This window comes from Malacoplasma penetrans HF-2, from assembly GCF_000011225.1.
Classification (GTDB): Bacteria; Bacillota_I; Bacilli_A; order Mycoplasmatales; family Mycoplasmoidaceae; genus Malacoplasma; species Malacoplasma penetrans.
Genome location: NC_004432.1, coordinates 1042200 through 1066549, shown reverse-complemented (window position 1 = coordinate 1066549; position 24350 = coordinate 1042200). Strand labels below are relative to the sequence as shown.

The 24350-nt window shown below is 27.1% G+C and carries 13 protein-coding genes; 12 read left to right on the top strand and 1 reads right to left on the bottom strand.

Features of this window, described 5'->3' with window-relative positions; translation table 4 throughout:
* Positions 1–38: 38 nt before the first annotated feature.
* The 9 genes from MYPE_RS04090 (at position 39) to pyrE (ending at position 13432) form a co-directional block, all read left to right on the top strand.
* Complete coding sequence (locus MYPE_RS04090) at positions 39–3563, top strand: hypothetical protein (RefSeq protein ID WP_011077614.1); 3525 nt, start codon at positions 39–41, stop codon at positions 3561–3563.
* Positions 3564–3654: 91 nt separating this feature from the next.
* Complete coding sequence (locus MYPE_RS04085; RefSeq protein ID WP_044891297.1) at positions 3655–7224, top strand: hypothetical protein; 3570 nt, start codon at positions 3655–3657, stop codon at positions 7222–7224.
* Positions 7225–7570: 346 nt separating this feature from the next.
* Positions 7571–8092 carry a bifunctional pyr operon transcriptional regulator/uracil phosphoribosyltransferase PyrR gene (pyrR, locus tag MYPE_RS04080; RefSeq protein WP_011077612.1) on the top strand — a complete coding sequence of 174 codons (522 nt, stop codon included), beginning with the start codon at positions 7571–7573 and terminating at the stop codon, positions 8090–8092.
* On the top strand, positions 8092–8994 hold the full coding sequence (locus tag MYPE_RS04075; RefSeq protein ID WP_011077611.1) for an aspartate carbamoyltransferase catalytic subunit: 903 nt from the start codon (positions 8092–8094) through the stop codon (positions 8992–8994). The genes pyrR and MYPE_RS04075 overlap by 1 nt, the downstream gene beginning before the upstream one ends.
* An 8-nt stretch (positions 8995–9002) precedes the next feature.
* Positions 9003–10283, top strand: a complete 1281-nt coding sequence (locus MYPE_RS04070; RefSeq protein ID WP_011077610.1) for a dihydroorotase — start codon at positions 9003–9005, stop codon at positions 10281–10283.
* Positions 10284–10367: 84 nt separating this feature from the next.
* Entirely contained in the window at positions 10368–11165 is a 798-nt protein-coding gene (locus tag MYPE_RS04065; protein WP_011077609.1) for a dihydroorotate dehydrogenase electron transfer subunit, read from the top strand.
* Between the two features lie 3 nt (positions 11166–11168).
* Positions 11169–12089 carry a dihydroorotate dehydrogenase gene (locus MYPE_RS04060; protein WP_011077608.1) on the top strand — a complete coding sequence of 307 codons (921 nt, stop codon included), beginning with the start codon at positions 11169–11171 and terminating at the stop codon, positions 12087–12089.
* 1 nt (position 12090) lies between these two features.
* Entirely contained in the window at positions 12091–12786 is a 696-nt protein-coding gene (gene pyrF, locus MYPE_RS04055; protein ID WP_011077607.1) for an orotidine-5'-phosphate decarboxylase, read from the top strand.
* A 16-nt stretch (positions 12787–12802) separates the two neighbouring features.
* The gene (gene pyrE, locus MYPE_RS04050; RefSeq protein ID WP_011077606.1) at positions 12803–13432 is read left to right on the top strand and encodes an orotate phosphoribosyltransferase; all 630 of its coding nucleotides are present in this window, start codon (positions 12803–12805) and stop codon (positions 13430–13432) included.
* 336 nt (positions 13433–13768) lie between these two features.
* Here pyrE and MYPE_RS04045 read toward each other — a convergent pair whose 3' ends face one another.
* Positions 13769–15022, bottom strand: a complete 1254-nt coding sequence (locus MYPE_RS04045) for an ATP-binding protein (protein ID WP_011077605.1) — start codon at positions 15020–15022, stop codon at positions 13769–13771.
* Positions 15023–15304: 282 nt separating this feature from the next.
* Here MYPE_RS04045 and MYPE_RS05830 point away from each other — a divergent pair, with 282 nt between their 5' ends.
* From MYPE_RS05830 to MYPE_RS04030, 3 genes are all read left to right on the top strand, one after another.
* Positions 15305–15706: a hypothetical protein gene (locus tag MYPE_RS05830; protein WP_011077604.1), complete on the top strand. Its 402-nt coding sequence runs from the start codon at positions 15305–15307 to the stop codon at positions 15704–15706.
* 203 nt (positions 15707–15909) lie between these two features.
* Complete coding sequence (locus MYPE_RS04035) at positions 15910–19659, top strand: lipoprotein 17-related variable surface protein (protein WP_011077603.1); 3750 nt, start codon at positions 15910–15912, stop codon at positions 19657–19659.
* A 236-nt stretch (positions 19660–19895) separates the two neighbouring features.
* Positions 19896–24230 carry a lipoprotein 17-related variable surface protein gene (locus tag MYPE_RS04030; protein WP_011077602.1) on the top strand — a complete coding sequence of 1445 codons (4335 nt, stop codon included), beginning with the start codon at positions 19896–19898 and terminating at the stop codon, positions 24228–24230.
* Positions 24231–24350 lie beyond the last annotated feature (120 nt).

The following is a 24350-nucleotide window of genomic DNA, read 5'->3' as shown; positions in this document are numbered from 1 at the left end:
GTTAAAATAGATTTAGGTTTGTTATGGGGTTATAAAAAATGTTTCATGGCAAAAAATCAATTATGAAAGTTTTACTTTCATCATTTGCAACTGCTTTAACTGGATCAATGATTGGTTTTGCAGTAGGTTTTTCTAATATTAATAATTTAGCTTCCAGTGAAATTGCAAGCAACTATAATGCTGCTAATTCTACTAGAGCAAGTGATACTTGAACTGATGATTCATTAATTGGGGCAAATGATCTTTTATCCAATCCTAATACTCCAAATGGGTATTTAGTAACAAATGGAACAACTATTAATATGATCACATGATTTGGATCTCAATCTTGATCTTATAATTTATCTAGTTCCCCTTTTCTTACTCAAATTTCGGGATTTAACACTTCAAAACCTATTACATCTCATGTTTATTATTTAGCAAAATATGACAGGATATTAGTTTATGGAACATATGATACTTCTACAACTTATGTGTTTCAGTTAAATTCTGATGGTTCTGAATATTATGTAAATAAAGATGACACTAATAAGGTTAGCAACTCTTCTTTAATATCTAGCTCTAATAGCAGTGTAATAGGAAGTGTTGGTTCAATTAATTTATTGAGTACTGAATCTGCTATTATTTTGCCTAAAACTATAGATACTTCAACTTATAAATTGCAAGCCACTAAGTTCAATTTAGAAAATTTTTCTACTGTTGCTGCAACTTATGATGCATCTGATTTGAAAACTAGTAGTGATGCTGGAGCAACTTCAATAAAAACAGGATATACAATTTCTGAAATCATAGGTTTAACAGAATCTTCTGATGGGAAAATTTCTCATTTAATTATGAAAGGTTATTCTAATGGTACTGCAGCTAGTACCAAAACAGTTTCTATTGCTTGAATTAAATTAACAAATAATGTTTTTACTAGTGCAGGGAAAATAGATATTGCTACTGTATCAGAAACAGGATTTAATATTGATAATGCTAAATTTAAATTAGTTAATACTTTTCCAACTAGTGGTCCTGTTTCATATGTTAGTTCAATAAATGATATTAGTAATGAAAATTCTATTAAACCAGGAGTTGCATCTGATTCATCTCAAAATGCAAATCAAGTTATTGAAATTAATAATAACTCTTCAAATATGATTAAGTTCTTTACTGAGTCTTCAAAACAAGGATCAGTATTAGATATTTTTAACAATCCATATAATAATAGACCATATGTATTATTAAAACATCATCAATATAATCAACTTTATTTTTCTGATTTATTAGCAAATAAAAACAACTCTGGAAATGCTCAAGATTATTTAATCAACATTAAAGAATGAAGTAATTTTCCTGGGATTAACACAAGTAATGATACATCTAGAATAGGTTTAATATGAAAACCAATTTTTGAAAATACAAGTAATGTTCCTACAGTTATCAAAGGGTTAGTTTCATCTTTAACTTATGCAAATGGATCAGCTACACCCAATACAAAGTTAACAAGAAAATTTACTATTACAAATTTTACAACTAGCACACAGCAAACTTCTTCATATGAGGATTTTCATGCAACAATACTTAATAGCTATACAAGTTTAGCAACTGAAAATTCTCACTTGTTACCCCAAGATATTGATAATGCAATATTTCAAAAATATATCTACTTAAAAAGTGTTAATGGAAGCACAACTAATAGTCCCTACACTTCAACAATAATTATTCCTAAAGATGGATTAACAATTTCAAATGATAATGGAACAATTAAAGGTACAGTTAATTTAAATATTAACAAATGATGATTAGCATCAGGAGTTTATACTATTCCAATATCTATTGATATTAGTGGACTTGCAACAAACTCTACATCAAATTTCAAAATTGTGAACAATAGTGAAATAAACCCAAATAAATACAAAAAAATATTAGAATTACAAAAAAGCAAATATCCTTCTAATATTACAGCTAAAGAAATTTTAGATAATTTCTTAGAATTTGGATCATCAATTAAACTTACGGAAGCAAATATTTCAATTGTAAATAAAACCAAAAATGCTTCATCTAACACTAATACAAATACAGGAACAGACAAATATATAACTGTAACTACAAATGATGATGATGGAACTTTATCCATTAGTTGAAACCTCACTCAAATAATGTCTCCAAGTGTAACTAATAGAAATGGATCTTATGTTTTTGATAATTTTTTAAATTTAAATGCTTGAAGTAAGATTACTTTAAATGAAAAAGCTTGAAGTACTTTAAAGACATCTAAAAGTCCTTTCCAAGTAAGTGTTGCTGACATAATTAATAGTTTAAATTTATCTTCAGGATACAAAACTGAACCACAATACTGAATTTGAGAACCAACAGTAAGTATTGCCTCTAATAAAGAGGCATATGTTAAACAAAGTATTGATGGCAATCTAACTGGAAAAATTAAATATAACAAAACAGAAGCTGGTAATGTTACTGGCAATGTTCAAGATACAGATTTAGAATTCACAATAGATAGTAGCAAAGGTTCAGGATTTTTAACTATTGCTAAACTGTTAGGTGGAAACTCTACAACTACACTTTACTATAATGAAAATGGAGCAAGTAAACTTGCATCTTCATATGACTTATCAAAAGTTGAAAGTGATTTCTCTAACATTCTAGCAAACTCATTAGTGTTCTATAATAGTTGAACAACATCTGAAAGTATGAAATATACTATTACTTCTAATGTTGATAGCAAAATAGTTTTTACTTTAGATTATAAAGATTCAATTCAAACTAATTTAGAAACTGGAGATGGTTCTAAATTAGTATTAGATGCTGAATGAATAAGTGCTATAAAAACATCAAATGAAAATGTTTTAGCTTTATCAAGTAGTTATTCATTTAGTTATAATTTAACTTCAGTTCAGTACAACAACAACTTAAACTCTACAAATAATAGTATTGGTATTACTGCAATTGATGAATCAAATCAAACTTATAAAAAGTATTCAGAAATGAAACCAAGCAAGTTTATAAATAGTTTTTATGATAAACAAACTAATAGTTACAGAAGCTTTTTAGATTCATTTGATTTAGTAAAATTACCAACTGATACTAAAGCAATTAATTACTACTATGTTAATGATATTCAATTAACTAGTAATGATGCAGAAGGAACAGTAACTGTATATTATACATTTGTATTCCCTAATGCTGGAGATATTGAAGGAAGTTCTTCAACTTCTTCAATAATCTTAAAAGGGTTTGCAACTAATCAAACATTATCTAATAATTGATTAATGATTTGTTCAATTGCAGTTGCAGTTATATTGTTGTTATTGGCTTCTGGATTAGGTTCTGTATTTTTCTATAAAAAGAAAATTAATACAAAAAGAATTAATTATGGAATTGGTTCTAAAAATCAAGAATTAAATCTAGCAGTTTCTCAAAGACAATTAGGAATCTTTAATGTTCATAAAAATAAAATTAGAAACACAATCAATGGTAATAATGTTGTTAATACTAAAACAGGTAATGCAAAAGCTAAACAATATATGAAGCTATTAAAGGAAATGAAGAAGTCAGAAAGATAATTTGAAATTATCTTTCTTTTTTTTATCCCACAACATAAATTGATATTTTTATTTTGGTAAAATTTATATAGATTTTTAATAGGTGATTTTAGTGTTTGCTAATAAAAAAAGATTATTTAAAACTATTTTATTATCTGTTTCTTTTTCAATAATTGGATCAATGGTTGGTTTATCTATTGGATTAAAAAATATTAACAACATTGTTCAAAATAATGTTAGTGAAAACTCTAATTTGTATTCTTCTTCATCTAGCAATTTAAATAGCAAAACTACTAATTGAAATGATGAATCACTTATTTCTAATAATGATTACAAATCAAATCCAAATACACCTAATGGGTATTTAACTGTTACTGATAAAACTATAAATATGATTTCATGATTTGGTTCTAAATCATGATCTTATGATGTTTCTAATTCTGTTTTTCTTACACAAGCAAATATTACTGGATACAATCCTTCTTCTTCTACAATTTCTATCCATGTTTATTATTTGGCAAATTATGACAGAATCTTAGTTTATGGAACTGTTAATTCTAATGTTACTTATGTTTTCCAATTGAATTCAGATGGTACTGAATATTATGTAAATGATAGTGATACTAATAAGGTCGCTAACTCTTCTTTAACATCAACTAGAAATTCTAATGTTATATCTAGTGTTAATTCTATTAATTTATTAAGTAGTGATTCAGCTATTATTTTGCCATCTAATATAAATACAACTAACTATCAATTAGAAGCAACTAAGTTTTCTCTTGTTAATTTTTCTGCTGTAAAAACAACTTATGATGCATCTGAGTGAACTATTAATACTGATGCTACTCTTACAAACATTAGAACTAGTTATACATTGTCAGGTATTATTGGATTATTACAATCTTATGATGCTACAACATCTTATTTGATATTAAGTGGTCATAAGCAAGGTACTAATGCTAATCTAAAATATGTTTCTATAATTTGTGTAAAACTAGTAAACAATACATTCAGTACTGCTAATGAAATTATTTTCTCTGAGGTTTCAGCAACTAACTTTAATATCAATAATGCAACTTTTAAAATTGTTAATTCATTTGCAAATAATATACCAGTAGCTTATGTTTCATTAGTTAATGATATTAGTAATCCTAATGGTATAAAAACAGGTCCTGATTCATCTGCAACCAGTTCTTGAGGGAATAGTAAGAACATAAATCAAGTTATTGAATTTAATGGGAATGATGGTGTACAAAATAATTATTATGTATCACCTACAACAGGTGGAACTATTTTAGATATTTACATTAATCCATATAATAGCAATCCTTATGCATTGATTAAAAATAAAAGTGAAAACACATTTTATTTTTCTGATTTATTAACTAGTAAGGTTGCAGGTAAAACTGACCAGTTAATAAGAATTAGTAACTATAGATTTTTTCCAAATGTAACTTCAGTAAGTGATACAACAAGAATTAATTTAATATGAAGACCAATTTTTGAAGAAGGTATTGGAAATGTTACAGTTCTAAAAGGATTAGTGTCTTCATTAACTTATTCTGATGCAACTTCAACTACACCTAATTCTACTAATACTAAAAGATTCACTATTGTTAACTTTACACCAGGAAGAAACCAAAATGTTACTTTTGATGATTTCTATGCAACAACAATTAATTCATATGAAAATTTAGTAACTAATTATTATTACTTATTACCTCAAGATGTAAGTACTACAATACTTGAAGAATTTATATATTTGAAAAACATTTCAAATAATAATAAGGTGTTTACTTCATCAATTGTAATTCCTACCAATGGGTTAACAGTGTTGAATGACAAAGGTACAGTTCAAGGGACTGTAAATTTAAATGTAACTAAATGATGATTAACAGGTACAGCAACTAGTGATACATCAAATTTCTTTACTATTCCAATTTCAATTAATATATCAGGTCTTGCAACAAACTCTACTTTAAGTTTTAAAGTAGTAAATAATAATGAAGTAAATTCAACTAAATATCAAAATATTTTAAATTTAAGAAAAACTAAATATCCTTCAGCTATTACAGCTGCAGAAATTTTAAGTACTTTCTTAGATTTTGGTAGTTCTATAAAATTAACTGAAGCAAATATTTTAATGAAAAATAATACTTCAACAAATGATAATACAACTCCAAGTGACACCCAATATATAACAGTAGTTGCAAATGATAATGATGGTACTTTATCAATTACATGAAACTTAAATTCAATTATTTCTCCAAGTGTTTTAGAAAGAAGTGGATCTTATACATTTAACAATTTCTTATACTTAAATGCATGAAGTAAATTGAGTTTAGATGATAAAGCTTGAAATACATTAAAGGCATCTAAAAGTCCTTTTCAAGTTACAATCACAGATATTATTGATAGTTTAAATCTATCATCTGGTTATTCTAAAGATCCTTCATATTGAACTTGAACTCCAACATATTCACTAACTTCAAATAAAACTCAATATATTAACCAAAGCTTAGAGGGTAATTTAACAGGAACTATTAAATACAATAGAAGCTTAGGACAAGTATCTTCTAGTGTTCCAGATTCTGATTTGCAATTTACAATCGATTCAACTAAAGGAGCAGGATTTTTAACACTTTCTAGATTATTAGGATCTGTTTCAACATCAACTCTTTATTACAATCAAAACTCAGCAAGTAAACTTGCTTCATCATATGATTTAGCAAAAGTAGAAAGTGATTTTAATAACATCTTATTTAATTCATTATCTTTTTATAATGACTGAACTACATTTGAAAACATGAATTACAACATAATTTCAAGCAGTAACAATACAATAATTTTTAATCTATCTTATAAAGACAACATTTCTACAAATTTAAAAACTGCAGATGGATCTAACTTAGTATTAGATTCAGATTGAATTAATGCAATAAAAGCATCAAGCAATAATGTCTTAAACTTAGATGCTTCATATTCTTTTAGTTATAGTTTAACTTCAATTGAATATAACTATAGTTTAACTTCAACAGAAAATACAATTAGTATTGAGTCAGTTGTTAAATCAAGCTCATCACTAAATTTAGATTATTCAAAAATTAAAGCCAGTAAATTTGTAAATGAATTTTATAATTCTCAAACTAATAACTATTCAGACTTTTTAAAAACATTTGATTTAATAAAATTACCAACTGATACTACTGCAATCAATTATTATTATATAAGTGATGTGCAATTAACTAGTGATGATGTAAATGGTACAGTGACTGTATATTATACATTCACTTTTCCAAATGCTGGTGATGTGGTGGGTAGTTCTTTAACTTCTTCTGTTGTTTTAAATGGTTTTGTTACTAACCAAGCGATATCAAATAATTGATTAATCATATGTTCAATTATTGTTGGAATAATTCTTTTAATGATAGCAAGTGGTTCAACTTCTATTTTTGTTTATAAGAAAAGAATAAACTCAAAAAGAAATAAATATGGATTAGGTTCCCAAGAACAGGATCTAAATCTAGAATATGTCCCAAGAAAAATTCAACATTCTGCTAGACCTAAAAGAGTTAGAAATACAATTAATGGGCATTGTTTAAGTAATAAAAACAGGACTTCAAATTATATTAATAACTATAGTAAATTAATGAAGCAAATGAAAAAGCAAAAAAGAAAATAAGTTTAGATAATATTAAGCATTAAAATTTAAAAGATTTTAATGCTTTTTATTTTTAATTTAAATATCTTTTTTGGCTAATATAAACCATTACAAATACCAATAATCAATTTTTATATATTTGGATTAATAAAAATTAATTGTGAATTTTCTAAAACTTAATATTAAATTTATTTTTTTATATATAATTTTCTTTGAATAAAAATCCTTTTAATTTTGTCCTGTGAGGCAAGCAAAGGAATAACAAATTCATTTAAATAAAATTTAACTATGTATTTTTGTTATACCTAAGCCTTACAGAAAAAGAGGTTTAGGTATTTTTATTTGGGTTTAAAGCAAAGGAGTAATTGTGAAAGTTTTATTAGATGAATCTGGGATTAAAAAATCTACAATGCGGATTTCTTATGAAATCATTGAAAAAAATAAAGACATTAAAAATATAGTACTGGTTGGAATAAAAAAGAGAGGAGATGTATTAGCTACTAGAATTCAAAAAAACATTTTTGAATTAGAAAAAGTAATGTTACCTCTAGAAACACTTGATGTAACTTTTTATAGAGATGACCAAAAAGATCGTAATTTTAGTAAGGCAATAGAATCTACTAATTTTGAAACAGATCTAAATAATAAAACAGTCATCATAGTAGATGATGTTTTATATACAGGAAGAACTATAAGAGCAGCATTAGAAGCTATATTAATAAACTCTAGACCTTCAAAAATTCAACTGGCTTGTTTAATAGACAGAGGACATAGAGAGCTACCTATTAGGGGTGATTTTATAGGCAAAAATATTCCTACAAGTAGTGATGAACAAATCCAAGTTTTTTTAAATGAAATAGATAACAAAGAAGGAGTTGAAATTTTATAATGGCTTTATATGAATTAACAAATTTACTATCAATTGATGATTTAACAAATGAACAAATTTTAAATCTTATTAAAAGAGCAATTGATATCAAAGAAAATAACAATCAAATTAAAAGAGATGATTTATATGTAGCTAATTTATTTTTTGAAAACTCAACAAGAACCAAAATGAGTTTTGTTGTAGCACAAAATAAACTAGGCTTAAAATCAATAGATTTTGAAGTTTCAACTTCTTCAGTTAATAAAGGTGAAACTTTATATGATACTTGTAAAACATTAGAAATGATTGGTGTTAATATGTTGGTTATTAGACATAGTCAAAAACAATACTATAAAGAGTTAGAAAACTTAGAAATACCAATTATTAATGGTGGTGATGGAAGTGGTGAACACCCAACACAATGTCTATTAGATTTAATGACAATTTATGAAAAGTTTAAATCATTTGAAGGGTTAAAAATAGCAATTGTTGGAGATATTAAAAATTCTAGAGTTGCTAAAAGTAACTATAAAGCTTTAACAAAATTAGGAGCAATTGTACATTTTGTAGCCCCAGATAAATTCAAAGATGATGAATTTAACAATTATAAAGAGTTTGATGAAATCATAAATGAAATAGATGTTTGTATGTTACTAAGAGTACAACATGAAAGACACGAGAGCCAAGACAAAACCCAAGAATTTATAAATATCTATCATCAACAACATGGACTTTCACTACCTCGTTATAACAAACTAAAAGAAAATGCTATTGTAATGCATCCAGCACCAGTAAACAGAGGAGTTGAAATTGATACAACATTAGTAGAATCTGATAAATCTGTAATCTTTTTACAAATGAAAAATGGAATGTTTATGAGACAAGCAGTTTTAGAATATATCATTGCAGAGAATAACTTATAGGCTTAATTATGTTGTTAAAAAACTGTTCAATATTAAAAAATAATAAGTTAATAAAATCCGATATTTTAATTAAAAATAACAGGATTATAAAAATAGCAAAAAAGATAGAAAATAAAAATAACGAAGAAGAGATTGATATCAAATCTAATTTAGTAATCCCAGGATTAATTGATGTTCATGTCCACTTCAGAGAACCAGGTTTTATTCATAAAGAAACTATAAAAACAGGTTCAATGTCTGCTGCAAAAGGTGGATTTACTACAGTTATGACTATGCCAAATTTAAACCCAGTACCGCACAATTTAGAAAACCTTAATGTTCAATTAGATTTAATTAAAAGGCATTCAGTTATTAGATGTATTCCATATGGTTCGATATCGGTTGATGAAAATGGTGAACAATTATCAGATGTTGAAAATTTATCTAAATATGTTTTTGGTTTTAGTGATGATGGCAAAGGAATACAAAATAATAATCTAATGTATCAAGCAATGCTATTAGCAAAAAAACATAATAAACCAATCTGTGCACATTGTGAAGATAATTCTTTAGCAAATAAAGGTGTTATTAATGAAGGTGTTGCTAGTGAAAAACTTAATTTAAAAGGAATTAATCCATTGGCTGAAACCATTCAAATAGCAAGAGATTTAGTGTTAGCAAAAGCAACTAAATGCCATTACCATGTTTGTCATGTTTCTACCAAAGAATCATTAGAACTAATTAAAGAAGCAAAAAAGAAAAAGATTAATGTTACTTGTGAAGTAACACCACATCATTTACTTAGTATTGATCAAGATATATTAAATGACAATGGTAAATGAAAAATGAATCCACCATTAAGATCAATACAAGATCAAAAGGCTTTAATAAAAGCAGTTAAAAATAAATTGATTGATATTATAGCAACTGATCATGCACCACACAGTAAACAAGAAAAAAATTGTAGCTTTAATGATGCAGCTTTTGGAATTATAGGAAGTGAGTTTGCTTTCAGTTTGCTATATACAAAATTTGTGAAAACAAAAGTCTTTTCACTTCAACTATTAGTTGATCTATTTACAAAAAATGTAGCAAAAATATTTAAACTACCTTATGGTGTATTAGAAGAAAACAAAATTGCTGATTTAGCAGTTTTTGATTTAAATAAATCTTTTGAAATTAAAGAGGATGAAATATTAAGTAAATCAAAAAATACTCCTTACTTAAATCAAAAAGTTTATGGAGTTTCATTGTTAACTATTTCAAATGGAAAAATAGTTTATTTAAATGAAAAAGAATTATCAGTATAAACCATATAGCAATATTTTTAAAAAATAAAGTAAATATTAATGCTATTAAAACCACAATTTAAAAATTAACCACAAGGAACAAAAATGAAAAAAGTAACAGAATGTAGGATTTTAAAAAACATTCAACTAACCAATGATATTTATCAAATGGTTTTAGAATCAGATCTTACAAAACTAATTAAATGACCTGGACAATTTGTTAATCTTTTAATCCAGAGAAATGGAGATAAACCTTTATTAAGAAGACCAATATCCATTAGTAGTTATGACTATGAAAATAACCAATTTACTTTAATTTATAAAGTAGTTGGAGAAGGTACAAAAATTTTATCTACTTATAAAGCAGATGAATTTATTAATGTTTTTGGGCCACTTGGAAATGGTTATGACATTAATTCATTAGAAAAAAATCAAACTGCAGTACTAATAGGTGGAGGTGTAGGAATACCACCACTTTTTGAATTAGCTAAACAGTTTAATAATAAAGGTATAAATGTTATTACTCTTTTAGGTTTTAACAAAATAGAGGATATCTTTTTAAAAGAGGAATTTGAAAAGATAAGCAAAGTTTATATAGCTACAAATGATAAAAAAACTAAGTATTGTGGAAATGTTATTCAACTATTAAATTATTTAATAAAAAGTGAATTAATTAACTTTGATAAATACTATGCTTGTGGTCCAAATAAGATGCTTAAAGCATTAATTGAATTAATGGAAAACAAACAAGGATATATCTCATTAGAAGAAAGAATGGGTTGTGGAATGGGTGCTTGTTATGCATGTGTTGCTAAAACCAAAAAACCAACTATAGATGGTAAAAATTATAAAAAAATATGCAGTGATGGTCCTGTATTTGAAAGTAATGAAGTAGAGTTTTAAAATATGAAAAATAATAACCGTTTAAAAATAAATTTACCAGGATTTGAATTAAAAAATCCCATTATGCCTGCATCTGGTTGTTTTGGTTTTGGAAAAGAATTTAGTGAACTATATGATCTTTCAAGATTAGGGGCAATCATAATAAAAGCAGCAACAAAAAATGAAAAATTTGGAAACCCTACTCCTAGAGTTGCAGAAACTAGTAGTGGAATGTTAAATGCCATTGGTTTACAAAATCCAGGAGTAGATCACATCATAAACCATGAGTTAAAAGAACTGGAAAAATATGATGTACCTATTATTGCAAATGTAGCAGGAGATGATATTGATGATTATGTTTATGTTGCTAAAAGAATTAGTCAAGCAAAAAATGTAGTAGCACTTGAATTAAATATCTCTTGCCCAAATGTTAAAAATGGTGGAATTCAATTTGGGACAGATTGTAATGTTGCTTACAATTTAACAAAAAAAGTAAAAAAAGTGAGTAGCAAACCAGTTTATGTTAAACTATCTCCTAATGTTAGTGATATAGTTGGAATGGCTAAAGCAATTGAAGAAGCAAAAGCTGATGGTTTAAGTTTAATAAACACATTAATAGGAATGGCATTAGATCCTAAATCTGGTAAACCTATTTTAGCAAATAAAACTGGAGGATTATCAGGTCCAGCTATTAAACCAGTTGCTATAAGAATGATTTATCAAGTTTCTCAAGCTGTTAATATTCCTATTATTGGAATGGGTGGAATCAGTAATGTTCAAGATGTAATAGATTTTATAAGTGCAGGTGCATCTGCAGTTGCAATAGGAACAGCAAATTTCATTAATCCTTATATTTGTGTAGAAATTATTGATCAATTAGAAAGTAAATTAGATGAATTAAATGTAAATCATATATGAGATTTAAAAGGTAGGAGTTATAGATAAAATGAGTAATAGAGAAGTTATTATTGCTTTAGATTTTGATAGTTTAGATAAAACTTGTAAATTCTTAAATTTATTTGAGAATCAAAATTTATTTGTAAAAATAGGAATGGAATTGTTTTATCAAAATGGTTTACAAGTATTACATGAAATCAAAAATAGAGGTCATAAAATCTTTTTAGATTTAAAACTACATGATATTCCAAATACTGTTTATCATGCAGTTAAAGGACTAATGAAATTTGATGTTGATATTATAACTGTTCACTGTGCAGGTGGTCTTACAATGTTAAACCAAGCAAAGCAAGCAGTTTTTGATCAAAACAAAAATACTAAAATAATTGGAATAACTCAACTAACTTCTACAAGTGAAACAGAAATGCAAACTCAGCAAAAGATTTCAACTTCATTACAAGATTCAGTTTTAAATTATGCGAAATTAGCTAAAGAAGCAAATATAGATGGGGTTGTAAGTTCAGTATGAGAAACTAAAAAAATTAAAGAACAAAATGGTAATAATTTTTTAGTTATCAATCCCGGAATAAGGTTAGAAAAAGATGATAGTGGAGATCAAAAAAGAGTAGCAAGTCCACTAGATGCTAAAAATCAATTAGCTGATTTTATAGTGGTTGGTAGACCAATTACAAAAGATAACAACCCATTAGAAAAATATTTAGAAATTAAAAGAATGTTTGTTTAGGAAAGAGATTATTTATATGAGTATTGAAAATAATATTATTAAATCATTATTAGAAATAAAAGCGATTGAAGTAAGAAAAGATAAAGAAAAATGATTCACTTGAACCTCAGGAATTAAATCACCAATTTATTGTGATAATCGCTTAACTATTTCTTATCCAAAAGTTAGGAATGAAATAGCATTATCATTTAAAGAATTAATTGACACTAATTTTAAAGATGTACAAGTAATTGCAGGTACTGCAACTGCTGGAATCCCTCATGCTGCTTGAGTAAGTTCTTTAATGAATTTACCTATGGTATATGTTAGAAACAGCAGTAAACAACATGGTAAAACTAATCAAATTGAAGGGCTAATAACAAAAGGTTCAAATGTTGTTATTATAGAAGATTTAATATCTACTGGTAAATCTTCAATTAATGTAGCTAGATGTTTAAGAGAACATGGAGTAAATGTTCTTGGTATTGTAGCTATTTTTAGCTATAATTTAGAAATTGCTAAAGATGCTTTTATGCAAGAAAATATAAAACTATTTAGCTTATCAAATTATGATGAACTAATTAATTATATGAATGAAATTAATCAGTTAAATAATAATGAAAACCAACTATTAATTGATTGAAGAAATGGTTTAAATAACAAATAATACTATAACTGCAATATGAAATTTATTAAATACACTAATCTGAGAACTAGTTGAAAATATTTTAGTTTCAGCATTATAAATCTAAATTAACAATTAAAAAAACAAATTTTATTATTCAAAATACAGACTTAATGTATAATGTTATTGTTGTGAGATTGCTCCTTACTTGCAATAAATCCATAACTTTGGGTCTATATGGATTTTAAATTCAAGGAGATAATATAATTAGATTTTTATTTCCATTTTAGAAGTTTGATTACTTCTATTTTTGTATAAAAAGCAAAAGGATCTTCAAATTTATATTTGAAGGTCTTTTTGTTTTTACTTTTATATATGTTAAATAGCAGTAATTGGTAAAACTATAGTTGTTCCATTTAAACGATATGGTTCATCAGTTAAACAAATAATTGTTTGACCACTAATTTCATAATTTGTGGTTTGCAATTGTTTAAATCCTTTAATATCTTTTAAACCATAATTAGTTCCAGATTTACACTCTATTAAATTTAAACTACCTTTATCATAGTTAAAAATAATCAAATCTATTTCATTCTGATTTGAATCTCTATAATAGCTAAAATCATATACAACTCCATTGTTTAAATATGATTTTTTTATTTCATTAAAAATATAAGTTTCTACTAATTTTCCTTTATTTTTGTTTGTTATATTTCTTTGACTAGAAATATTTAATAGATAACAAACAAGACCTGTATCATTAAAATAAATTCTTTTCTTTTTAGATACTCTTTTACTCATTGATTGTTCATTATAAGGTTCTAGTAAAGAAATGATATCCCCTGCTTCTAATATTGATGTTCATGAACTAATAGTTTTCTTATCTACTCCAATATCATTTGCTAGTTTTTCAGGAATAAAATCATTTGCAGTGCTGCTAGCTAATAACTTGATAAAACTATTGAATTTATTTTTATCTTTTAAGTTAATTAATTGACTTACATCTCTTTCTAAATATGTTTTTAAGTAGTTTTTATAAAATACACTAGGTTTAATTTTTTGGTCAGTTCAGTTGATGGGGTAAAAACCATTGATAATACTTTCAAATAAATCTTCTTGATTTATCTTATATTCATAAGAAGATCTTTTTATTATTGGTTCAATTGATTGTGAATCAATAAAAAAGGGATTTTCAATTTGATTATTTATTTCACTTTGACTAAGTGGTGGCATTTCTATAATTGCAACTCTTCCAGCCATTGATTCAGTTACATTTTTCATTGAATGATACTTTAATGAACTTGTTAATATAAACATCCCATTAGCTTCTTTATTGCCTTTAGTTCTTCTTGTTTCATTAACAATACTAGTAATATGGTCAAAAAGATTAGTTGCTTTTTGTACTTCATCTATTATTAAAGGTGGAGAAAAATCTCTTAATAATTTAACTGGGTCTTTTATTGCTAATTCTAAAATTTCTTTATCATCTAAAGAAATATATTTATAATTACTTTCTTTTTGGAATTGAGAAACTAATGTAGTTTTTCCAACTTGTCTTGCACCTGTAAGTAAAATAATTGGATATAGTTCCAATAAATTTTTCACTGTATTTAATATGTTTCTTTTTATCATATTTTTACCTTAACTCCCATTTTGCATAAAATTATGCAAAACGGGAGCTGTTAATTTATAAGTATTTTTACTTAAATTTTAATATTTAGTTTTTTATTAAAAATATTAAAAACTAAAACTTTTTAATCATTATTTTTAATTGGGTTTATAATTAAAATTTATCAAAAAATTACTAAAATCTTAAAATCAAGTCTTGTTTTTTTTTTTTTTTTGCTGTCAAATTAATATATATAGTGTCTTTTATATAGTTTTTTATCATTTAAGGAATTGGTATTTTAAATTATGAGTTTGATTAAAAAATCTAAAGTTTTAAAAACCATGATATGTGCTGGTGCTTCTGTTTTAACAGCAGCAAGTTTATCTATTGGACTAAATGTAAATAATGATAATGTGTCTAGAGCATCATCTTTAGCACAAAATTCATCAACTGGTGCTTCTACTAGAGGTGCTGATAGTGCACAAAAACAAACTGCTACAAGTGGGATGAGTTCAACAGATTCTACTAATGATTTTTTGCCAAACACTAATACAAATATAGATCATAGTAAAATGGTTATTTATCCTTTTGATATGAACCAACAAGGTGGTAATTATCAAACTGAAACATATAGCATACCATCTATAATACAAAATACAGCAAATGATGATACCACTACACCTGGAGCTGGATATGCAACTTTGTAAAATATGACAATAAGGAATCAGTAGCCAAATTTTTATCTGTAAAAGAACAGTCTACATCATCTGGTGGCCAATCTACAGCTAAAAATCCCGGAGAAACACAATGAGTTGTAACATCAGATGATTTAATAAAATTAGCTCACAAACAGGTAAAAGGAACAGATTTATCTTCAGTAACTGCTGATTACAAATTAACTTTTAGGGCTATGCTACATTCATCTGGTGGTAATTCTTCTCCTGCATCGCTTTTTGTTCTAGCTAAAATAGAAAACACAAGTTCTACAGACATTAATGGAAGTTATTTATTTCAAATAAATTGAAATGCTTTAGAAGATTCAAATACAAACATTACCGGTGATAAAAAAGCTGGAAGTTATAGGCTGGCTGCAGTTTTATCAAAAGATACAACTGATGTAATTGACTACAACTTTTTAGTAATGGATGGTGTTTCTACTAACTCTATGGAAGTTCTTCAATTGGGAGATATGACAACTAATGGTGGTAGTACTGACTATAGTGGAAATTATGTAAATGTTTCAAACTCTTTATTTGAAAGTTCTAATGCAACTGCAACCTCACACAGCATTACAGTAAGTAATTCAGTGATGTCTTCAGTTTTAACAACAGGTCAAACTTATAAACCAATTTATGTTAATAACATTAATTCAAGATTCTTCTTTATTTTTCAAAATTCAAGTAGCAGCACTGCAATAGATAGTAAATCTTTAGTTCTAATTAGATCTGATTTATTAACAAACCATGTTGATACAGACATTACAATAAATCAAGCTGATAATTTAAAAAATATTGATTTTTCAACTATTGGCTTAACTAACAGCAGTAATAAATTATTTAACACTTTAATTTATTACAACTCTAAATTATCTTCTACAACTGCAGTTATTAATATTGTTGTAAGTATCCCAGGTCAAACTAAATATGGATATGCTTCATTTGATGCTATTTCTTTCAATCAAGTTACTGCACCAGTTGCATATGAATATAGTGGATTTTCTACATCTGGATTTATTTCACAAATTATTCCATATTACTCATTAAATGATTACCAAAATGTTTATGGTTACTATGCATTAACTTCAACTAACCAAGTTTTAAAATTAGATGCAACTTTTAAATATGTTAGTGAAATGTATGACTTTAGCAGTTCTATTTATAATGTTGGTACAGTTTACAACATATACACATTAGCAGGAACAGATTTATCTTCTGTTTGATATGCTCAAATGACTAATGGTAATTTTGTTAAAATGAATGACAGCAATTTAGTTGGTCAATGAGATTCACTATATACTAGTGAGTCATATGAAAAAGCTGGAGACTTTATTTTCAAATCACAAGATGAAGTGGATTCTTCAGTTTTATTCAAAAGAGTGGTTGATACAGGTGGTACTTCTTTTGCAGCAGATTTTATTTCTTATATAAGTTCATCTACTGCTTGAAAAGATTTCTTAACTGTTGTTTCAACTGATGGACAAATTACTACTGATCCTAGCATTACTGTTTCTATTTATAATTACAGTTCTACAGGAAGTAATGATTATTATTTTGGTACTAATGCTCAAAATAAACTTAATGCTAACACTAACAACTCTATAACTTTAGTTTTTACTCAAAATTTAAGAAAAATAAATGCAGGTGGAACTGTTACCCAAGATTTCACAACAATGGTAATTGGCTCTTATACTTATACTTTCTATTATGGTGAAGGTAAAATTAACAACCAAAATGAAGGTACTAATGCATATGCTGATTATGATATCTATAGACAGCAAACAAATTTAACCATCCCTCAATATGTACTGGACATGTACCCTTCTCAAATTGTGAGTTTAATTAACAGTTCTTCTTCTGGTGATTCTGATAACTACAATTTCATTACAACTTTCTTAAATATGCAAAACATTGTAAACCCTACAATTACTGCATCTGGTGATGATATTTCAGGAACATTAACAATAAATGTTGCTGTTCCATATTATTGAAGAAATGGGGTATTATCATCTTCAGGTACTTGAATTTTCACTTATGGAACTTCAACAAGTCCATTCTTCAAACATAACAGATTTGGGTTTGCAAGTGATGGAAGTTCAAATGCTTCAGTTACTCCAGTGGATTCAACTTATGCATCTAATACAAGTAATGCAGCAAAAGTTAAATCATTAACTGATAAATACTCAACTAAATTACCATCTCAAATTACAGCTAAAAACTACTATGATGATTTCTTAGTTTTAGGTTCAGCATTCTTAAATAGTTCAAATATTGCAAATGGTTCTATTGTGTTACCAAGTTTCAATGAAGATGGAAGTAGTGAAAATGTAACTATTGTTCCAAATGATAAAGAAGGAAATGCATTTGTAAGTATAACTTTCCCAAGAATTGATCCAACTGATAACTATACAGTTTCATTTACTACACCTAGTATTTTTATGAAAGATGCATCAGCATCTCAAAGTGTATACTTTGGATGAAAATCAGCTAGTCAAGTTACTCAAATTGATAACAAAAGCATTTCAGATATTCTTCCTTCTAATATTGCTAATACATTTAATGGAATTAACTCAAAAGATAAAATATCAATGCTTCAACACTTTGCAGTTTTCTCAGATTATTATGCAAATTTAATAGTTCAAAAGAAATTAGATGTTAAAGCAACTTATGATGATAAATCAGGATTCTTAACATTAACTTTAACAGTTAAAGATAGCACAATTTCAATCCCAGGAATTAGTTCAACTAAATTATCTACAACATTTACTGGATTTAAAATAGATGCAAATAATGGAACTAATAACATTTTAACAAGTGAACAAACTACAAATTTTAGTTTTGGAACTTATTCAGCTGATTCTTCAAAATTACCATCTTCAATTACACAATCTGAAATTTTATCTAGTTCATTATTAAGAGATAACAGCAACTTATCAAGTTGAATTGATAGTGGATTAGCAACAATTACATTAACACCATCTAATGTAAACGGTATTTTAGAAGTTGAAGTAGTATTAAAAAACTATAGTGAAAATTCTACTATATCATCTACAAGAACATTTACTAGAGCAATTGGTGGATTTGCAACTGGTGATCAAAGTTCAAACATGATTGTTTGAAAAACAAATACCAACTCAGCATTCCTAAATAACAACAGTGCAAAATTACCAAGTGCATTAGTAACAACTGCAACTTCTGGAGAGTTTGATGATACTGGAAGTAGCTCAACAGCAACTCAAGCATTATATAGAAGATTAACTTACTTTGCAGATTTATCAAGTGACTTAAATGCAGAACTTGAAGCTGATCCAAGTTTAGTAAAAGCTGTAACTTTACAAGCTGATGATACTTTAGGAACATTAGTTGTAACTGCAGTTATCTTACAAAAAGGTCAGTTAGTAGAATACTCAACTACAATCTCAGGTTTAGGAACAACTTCATTATTACAACCTACAATTACATTTAATGCAGAAGATGGAACAAGCAACAATGCTGCTTTAACAGCATTAAGACAATTAATTCCTTCTGAAGCTGCTCAAAATAATACATTACTTACTCAGTTATTCAGTATTACAAACTCATCTGATAACTACAAAATTGAAACAAGTTATTCATATGACAACTATACAGGAACATTAACTTTAAATGTTTCAGTATTAGATCCAACTACAAATACAGTGTTACAAGAAAGTTCTAAAACTTATACAGGATTTGCTAGAGTAATTGATACTTCTGTTGGAACTAATTGAGCAGTAGTTGCAGCATCTGCAATTGTTCCAATGGTTCTATTAATTATTCCAGTAGTAGTATTTGGATATATTCAACAAAGAAGAGATATGAAAACTATTGCTAAAAAACTTTCTACTAGACTTCAAGAAGAACAAGAAAGAAAGAGAAGAATGCAAAGAAGACAGCAACTTCTTGTGAAAACTAAAAACTTTTAATCTTAGAAAATGATAGTTAAATGACTATCATTTTTTATTTACACATATTTGAAATCACCTATTTTTACTATGTTTTAGTACTGATTTAGTTATTTATTTAATTTAAAATTTTTAGTAAAAAATTTAAAAATTGTTATATACTAATTAGTTTGCTTATTTGATTTTGTCTCTTTTTTATTGTTTAATAAAGATATTGTGCTAAGTTTAATCTTTTTTAGAGGGTTGGTGTTTTTGATATGAGTATATTCAAAAAATCTAAAATATTAAAGGCTACTATTTTTGCTGGAGCTGCAGTTTTAACTGCTTCTTCAGTCAGTTTTGCTATAAATAATGACAAAATTTTGTCAAATTCAAGTAGTTTTTCACAAAATTCTAGTATTAGAGCTATAAGTTCTGCTAATAAAGAAACTGCAGTTAGTGGTATGTCAGATTCTGATAGTGCTAATGATTTTGAAAAAAATAATAATTCTATAAATAATTCAAACATGGAAATTTATCCTTTTGATATGACTCAAAGTAGTGGAAGTTATGAAACTTCAACTTTTTCATTTCCCTCTATAATCCAACACACTGCAATAGATGATTCAACTAGTTCAGGAGCTGGTTATGCAACTTTTGTAAAATACAATAACAAAGAATCGGTTGCTAAATTTTTATCTACACAAGTTACATCTACAACAAGTGGTCAAACACAACCAACTGTAACTAATCCAGGGTCAACACAGTGAGTTGTTACTTCTGATGATTTGATAAAATTAGCTCACAAAAAAGTTAAAAATAGTGATCTTAATGACAGTGATGTAGCTAAGTACAGTTTAAAATACAAAGCAATGTTACATTCAGCAGGAGGAAATTCTTCTCCTCCCTCACTTTTCGTTCTTGCCTCAATAGAAGATGCAACTGGACAGTCAAATAGTCAGGATTTAAAGGGTAGTTATTTATTCCAAATAAATTGGAATCAGGTAACAAGTAATGATATTACAGGTGATAAGGATGCAGGTAGTTATAGACTTGCAGCAATTTTATCAAAAGATACATCTGATATAATAGATTACAATTTTTTAGTCATGGATGGTGTGTCTACAAACTCTATGGAAGTAATAGAGTTAGGAGAAATATCTTCAGACAGTGGTTATGAAGGTCACTATGTTAATGTTTCTAATTCATTATTTAATAGTAATTCAGAATCTCAATCTTCTCATACTATATCTCTTAGCGGATACTCTAATTTTATTCAAACAATGAGTAATCAATCCCCTAAATACAAACCAATTTATGTTAATAACATTAACTCAAGATTTTTCTTTATTTTCCAAAGTGATAATACATCATCAATTGATGATAAATCATTGCTTTTAGTAAGATCAGATTTATTAACAAATAATGTTAACACTAATATTACAATTTCAAATACTAGCAATTTTACAAATCTTAATTTCTCTAATTTAGGTCTTGAAAACAATAGTAAGTTATTTAATACATTAATTTATTACAACTCTAAACTATCATCTACAACTGCTGTTATTAATATTGTTGTAAGTATTCCAGGACAAACTAAATATGGGTATGCATCTTTTGATGCAATTGCTTTTAGTCAAGTAACTGCGCCAGTAGCATATGAATACAGTGGATTTTCTACTTCTGGATTTATTTCACAAATTGTTCCATATTATTCATTAAATGATTATCAGAATATTTATGGTTATTATGCCTTGACTTCAACTAACCAGGTTTTAAAATTAGATGCTAATTTTAAATATGTTAGTGAAATGTATGATTTTAGTAGCTCTATTTATAATGTTGGTTCAGTTTACAATATTTACACACTATCTGGAAGTGATTTATCTTCTGTTTGATATGCACAAATGAAAGATGGTAAATTTGTAAAAATGAATGATAGTAATTTAGTAGGACAATGAGATTCATTGTATACTAGTGAATCATATGAAAAGGCTGGTGATTTTATTTTTAAATCTCAAGATGAAGTTGATTCTTCTGTTTTATTCAAGAGAATTGTAGATAGTGATACTGCTACTGATTTCAACACAGATTTTAATACTTATATCAATTCAACTACATCTTGAAAAGACTTTTTAACTGTAGTTTCAAAAGATGGTCAAATTACAACAGATCCTAGTGTTACTGTATCTATTTATAATTATGCTAATAAAGATTCTTATTATTTTGGGCAAAATGCAACCAATAAACTTACAGCATCAGGAAACAATTCAATTACTTTAGTCTTTACTCAAAATTTAAGAAAAATAAACGCTGGTGGAACTGTAACTGATGAATTCACAACAATGATTATTGGATCATACACTTATACCTTTTATTATGGTGAAGGGAAAATTAACAACCAAAATGAAGGTACAAATGCATATGCAGACTACAACACTTATAGTCAATTAACTGGGTTAACTATTCCTCAATATGTACTTGATATGTATCCTTCTCAAATTGTGAGTTTAATTAATAGTTCTTCTTCTGGGGATTCTGACAACTACAATTTCATCACAACATTCTTAAATATGCAAAACATTGTAAACCCTACAATTACTGCATCTGGTGATGATATTTCCGGAACATTAACTATAAATGTTGCTGTTCCTTATTACTGAAGAAGTGGTGCATTATCAGCATCATCTGGTACTTGAATTTTTACTTATGGAAATTCAACTAGCCCTTTCTTTAAATACAACTGATTTGGGTTTTCAAGTGATGGAAGTTCAAATGCTTCAGTTACTCCAGTTGATTCAACTTATGCTACAAATTCAAGCAATGCTGCAAAAGTTAAATCTTTAACTGATAAATATTCAACTAAGTTACCATCTCAAGTTACAGCTAAAAACTACTATGATGATTTCTTGGTTTTAGGTTCAGCATTCTTAAATACATCTAATATTTCAAGTGGTTCAATTCAACTTCCTACTTTTAATGAAGATGGAAGTAGTGAAAATGTAACTATTGTTCCAAACGATAAAGATGGGAATGCTTTTGTAAGCATAACTTTCCCTAAAATTGATCCAGCTGAAGATTACACAGTATCTTTCACAACTCCAAGTATTTTCATGAAAGATGCTTCTGCATCTCAAAGTGTTTACTTTGGATGAAAATCGACTAGCCAAGTTACTCAAATAGATTCAAACAATATAAACAATGTATCTGCCTCTGGTATTGCTTCTATTTTTAATGGAAGTAATGTTAGAGATAAAATATCAACACTTCAAAATTTTGCAGTTTTCTCTGATTACTATGCTAATTTATTAATACAAAAACAACTAAATATTAAAGCAACTTATGATGATAAATCAGGATTCTTAACATTGACTTTATCTGCAAAAGATAACACTGTTTCACTTCCTGGAATTAGTTCAACTAGCTTATCTACAACATTTACAGGATTTAAAACTGATACTGCTAATGGATCTACAAATATTACTTCTAGTGAACAAACAAGTAATTTTACTTTTGGATCTTATCAAGCAGATTCAACTAGATTACCTTCATCAGTTACTGAAAGTGAAATTTTATCTAGTTCATTATTAAGTAGTTCTAACTTATCAACTTGAATTGCTAATGGATTAGCAACAATTACTTTAACGCCTTCAAATGTTAATGGTATTTTAGAAGTTGAAGTAGTTTTAAAAAACTATAGTGAAAGTGGTTCAATATCATCTACAAGAACATTCACTAGAGCAATTGGTGGATTTGCAACTGGTGATCAAAGTTCAAACATGATTGTTTGAAAAACAAATACTAACTCAGCATTCTTAAATAACAACAGTGCAAAATTACCAAGTGCATTAGTAACAACTGCAACTTCTGGAGAGTTTGATGATACTAGTGGTTCAAACGCAGAACAAGCACTATATAGGAGATTAACTTACTTTGCAGATCTATCAAGTGATTTAAATGCAGAACTTGAAGCTGATCCAAGTTTAGTAAAAGCTGTAACTTTACAAGCTGATGATACTTTAGGAACATTAGTTGTAACTGCAGTTATCTTACAAAAAGGACAACTAGTAGAATACTCAACTACAATCTCAGGTCTAGGAACAACTTCATTACTACAACCTACAATTACATTTAATGCAGAAGATGGAACTAGTAACAATACTGCTTTAACAGCATTAAGACAATTAATTCCTTCTGAAGCTGCTCAAAATAATGCATTACTTACTCAGTTATTCAGTATCTCTAACTCATCTGATAACTACAAAATTGAAACAAGTTATTCATATGACAACTATACTGGGACATTAACTTTAAATGTTTCAGTATTAGATCCAACTACAAATACTGTATTGCAAGAAAGTTCAAAAACTTATACAGGATTTGCTAGAGTAATTGATACTTCTGTTGGAACTAATTGAGCTGTAGTTGCAGCTTCAGCAATTGTTCCAATGATTCTATTAATTATTCCAGTAGTATTATTTGGATATATTCAACAAAGAAGAGATATGAAAACTATTGCTAAAAAACTTTCTACTAGACTTCAAGAAGAGCAAGAAAGAAAGAGAAGAATGCAAAGAAGACAGCAACTTCTTGTTAAAACTAAAAACTTTTAATTTTAGAAAATGATAGTTAAATGACTATCATTTTTTTATTTACTCTTATTTAAAAAATAAAAATTTAATATAAATAAATGTAAAAAATTGGCATTTTGAAATTTGATTTTGACTATTTTT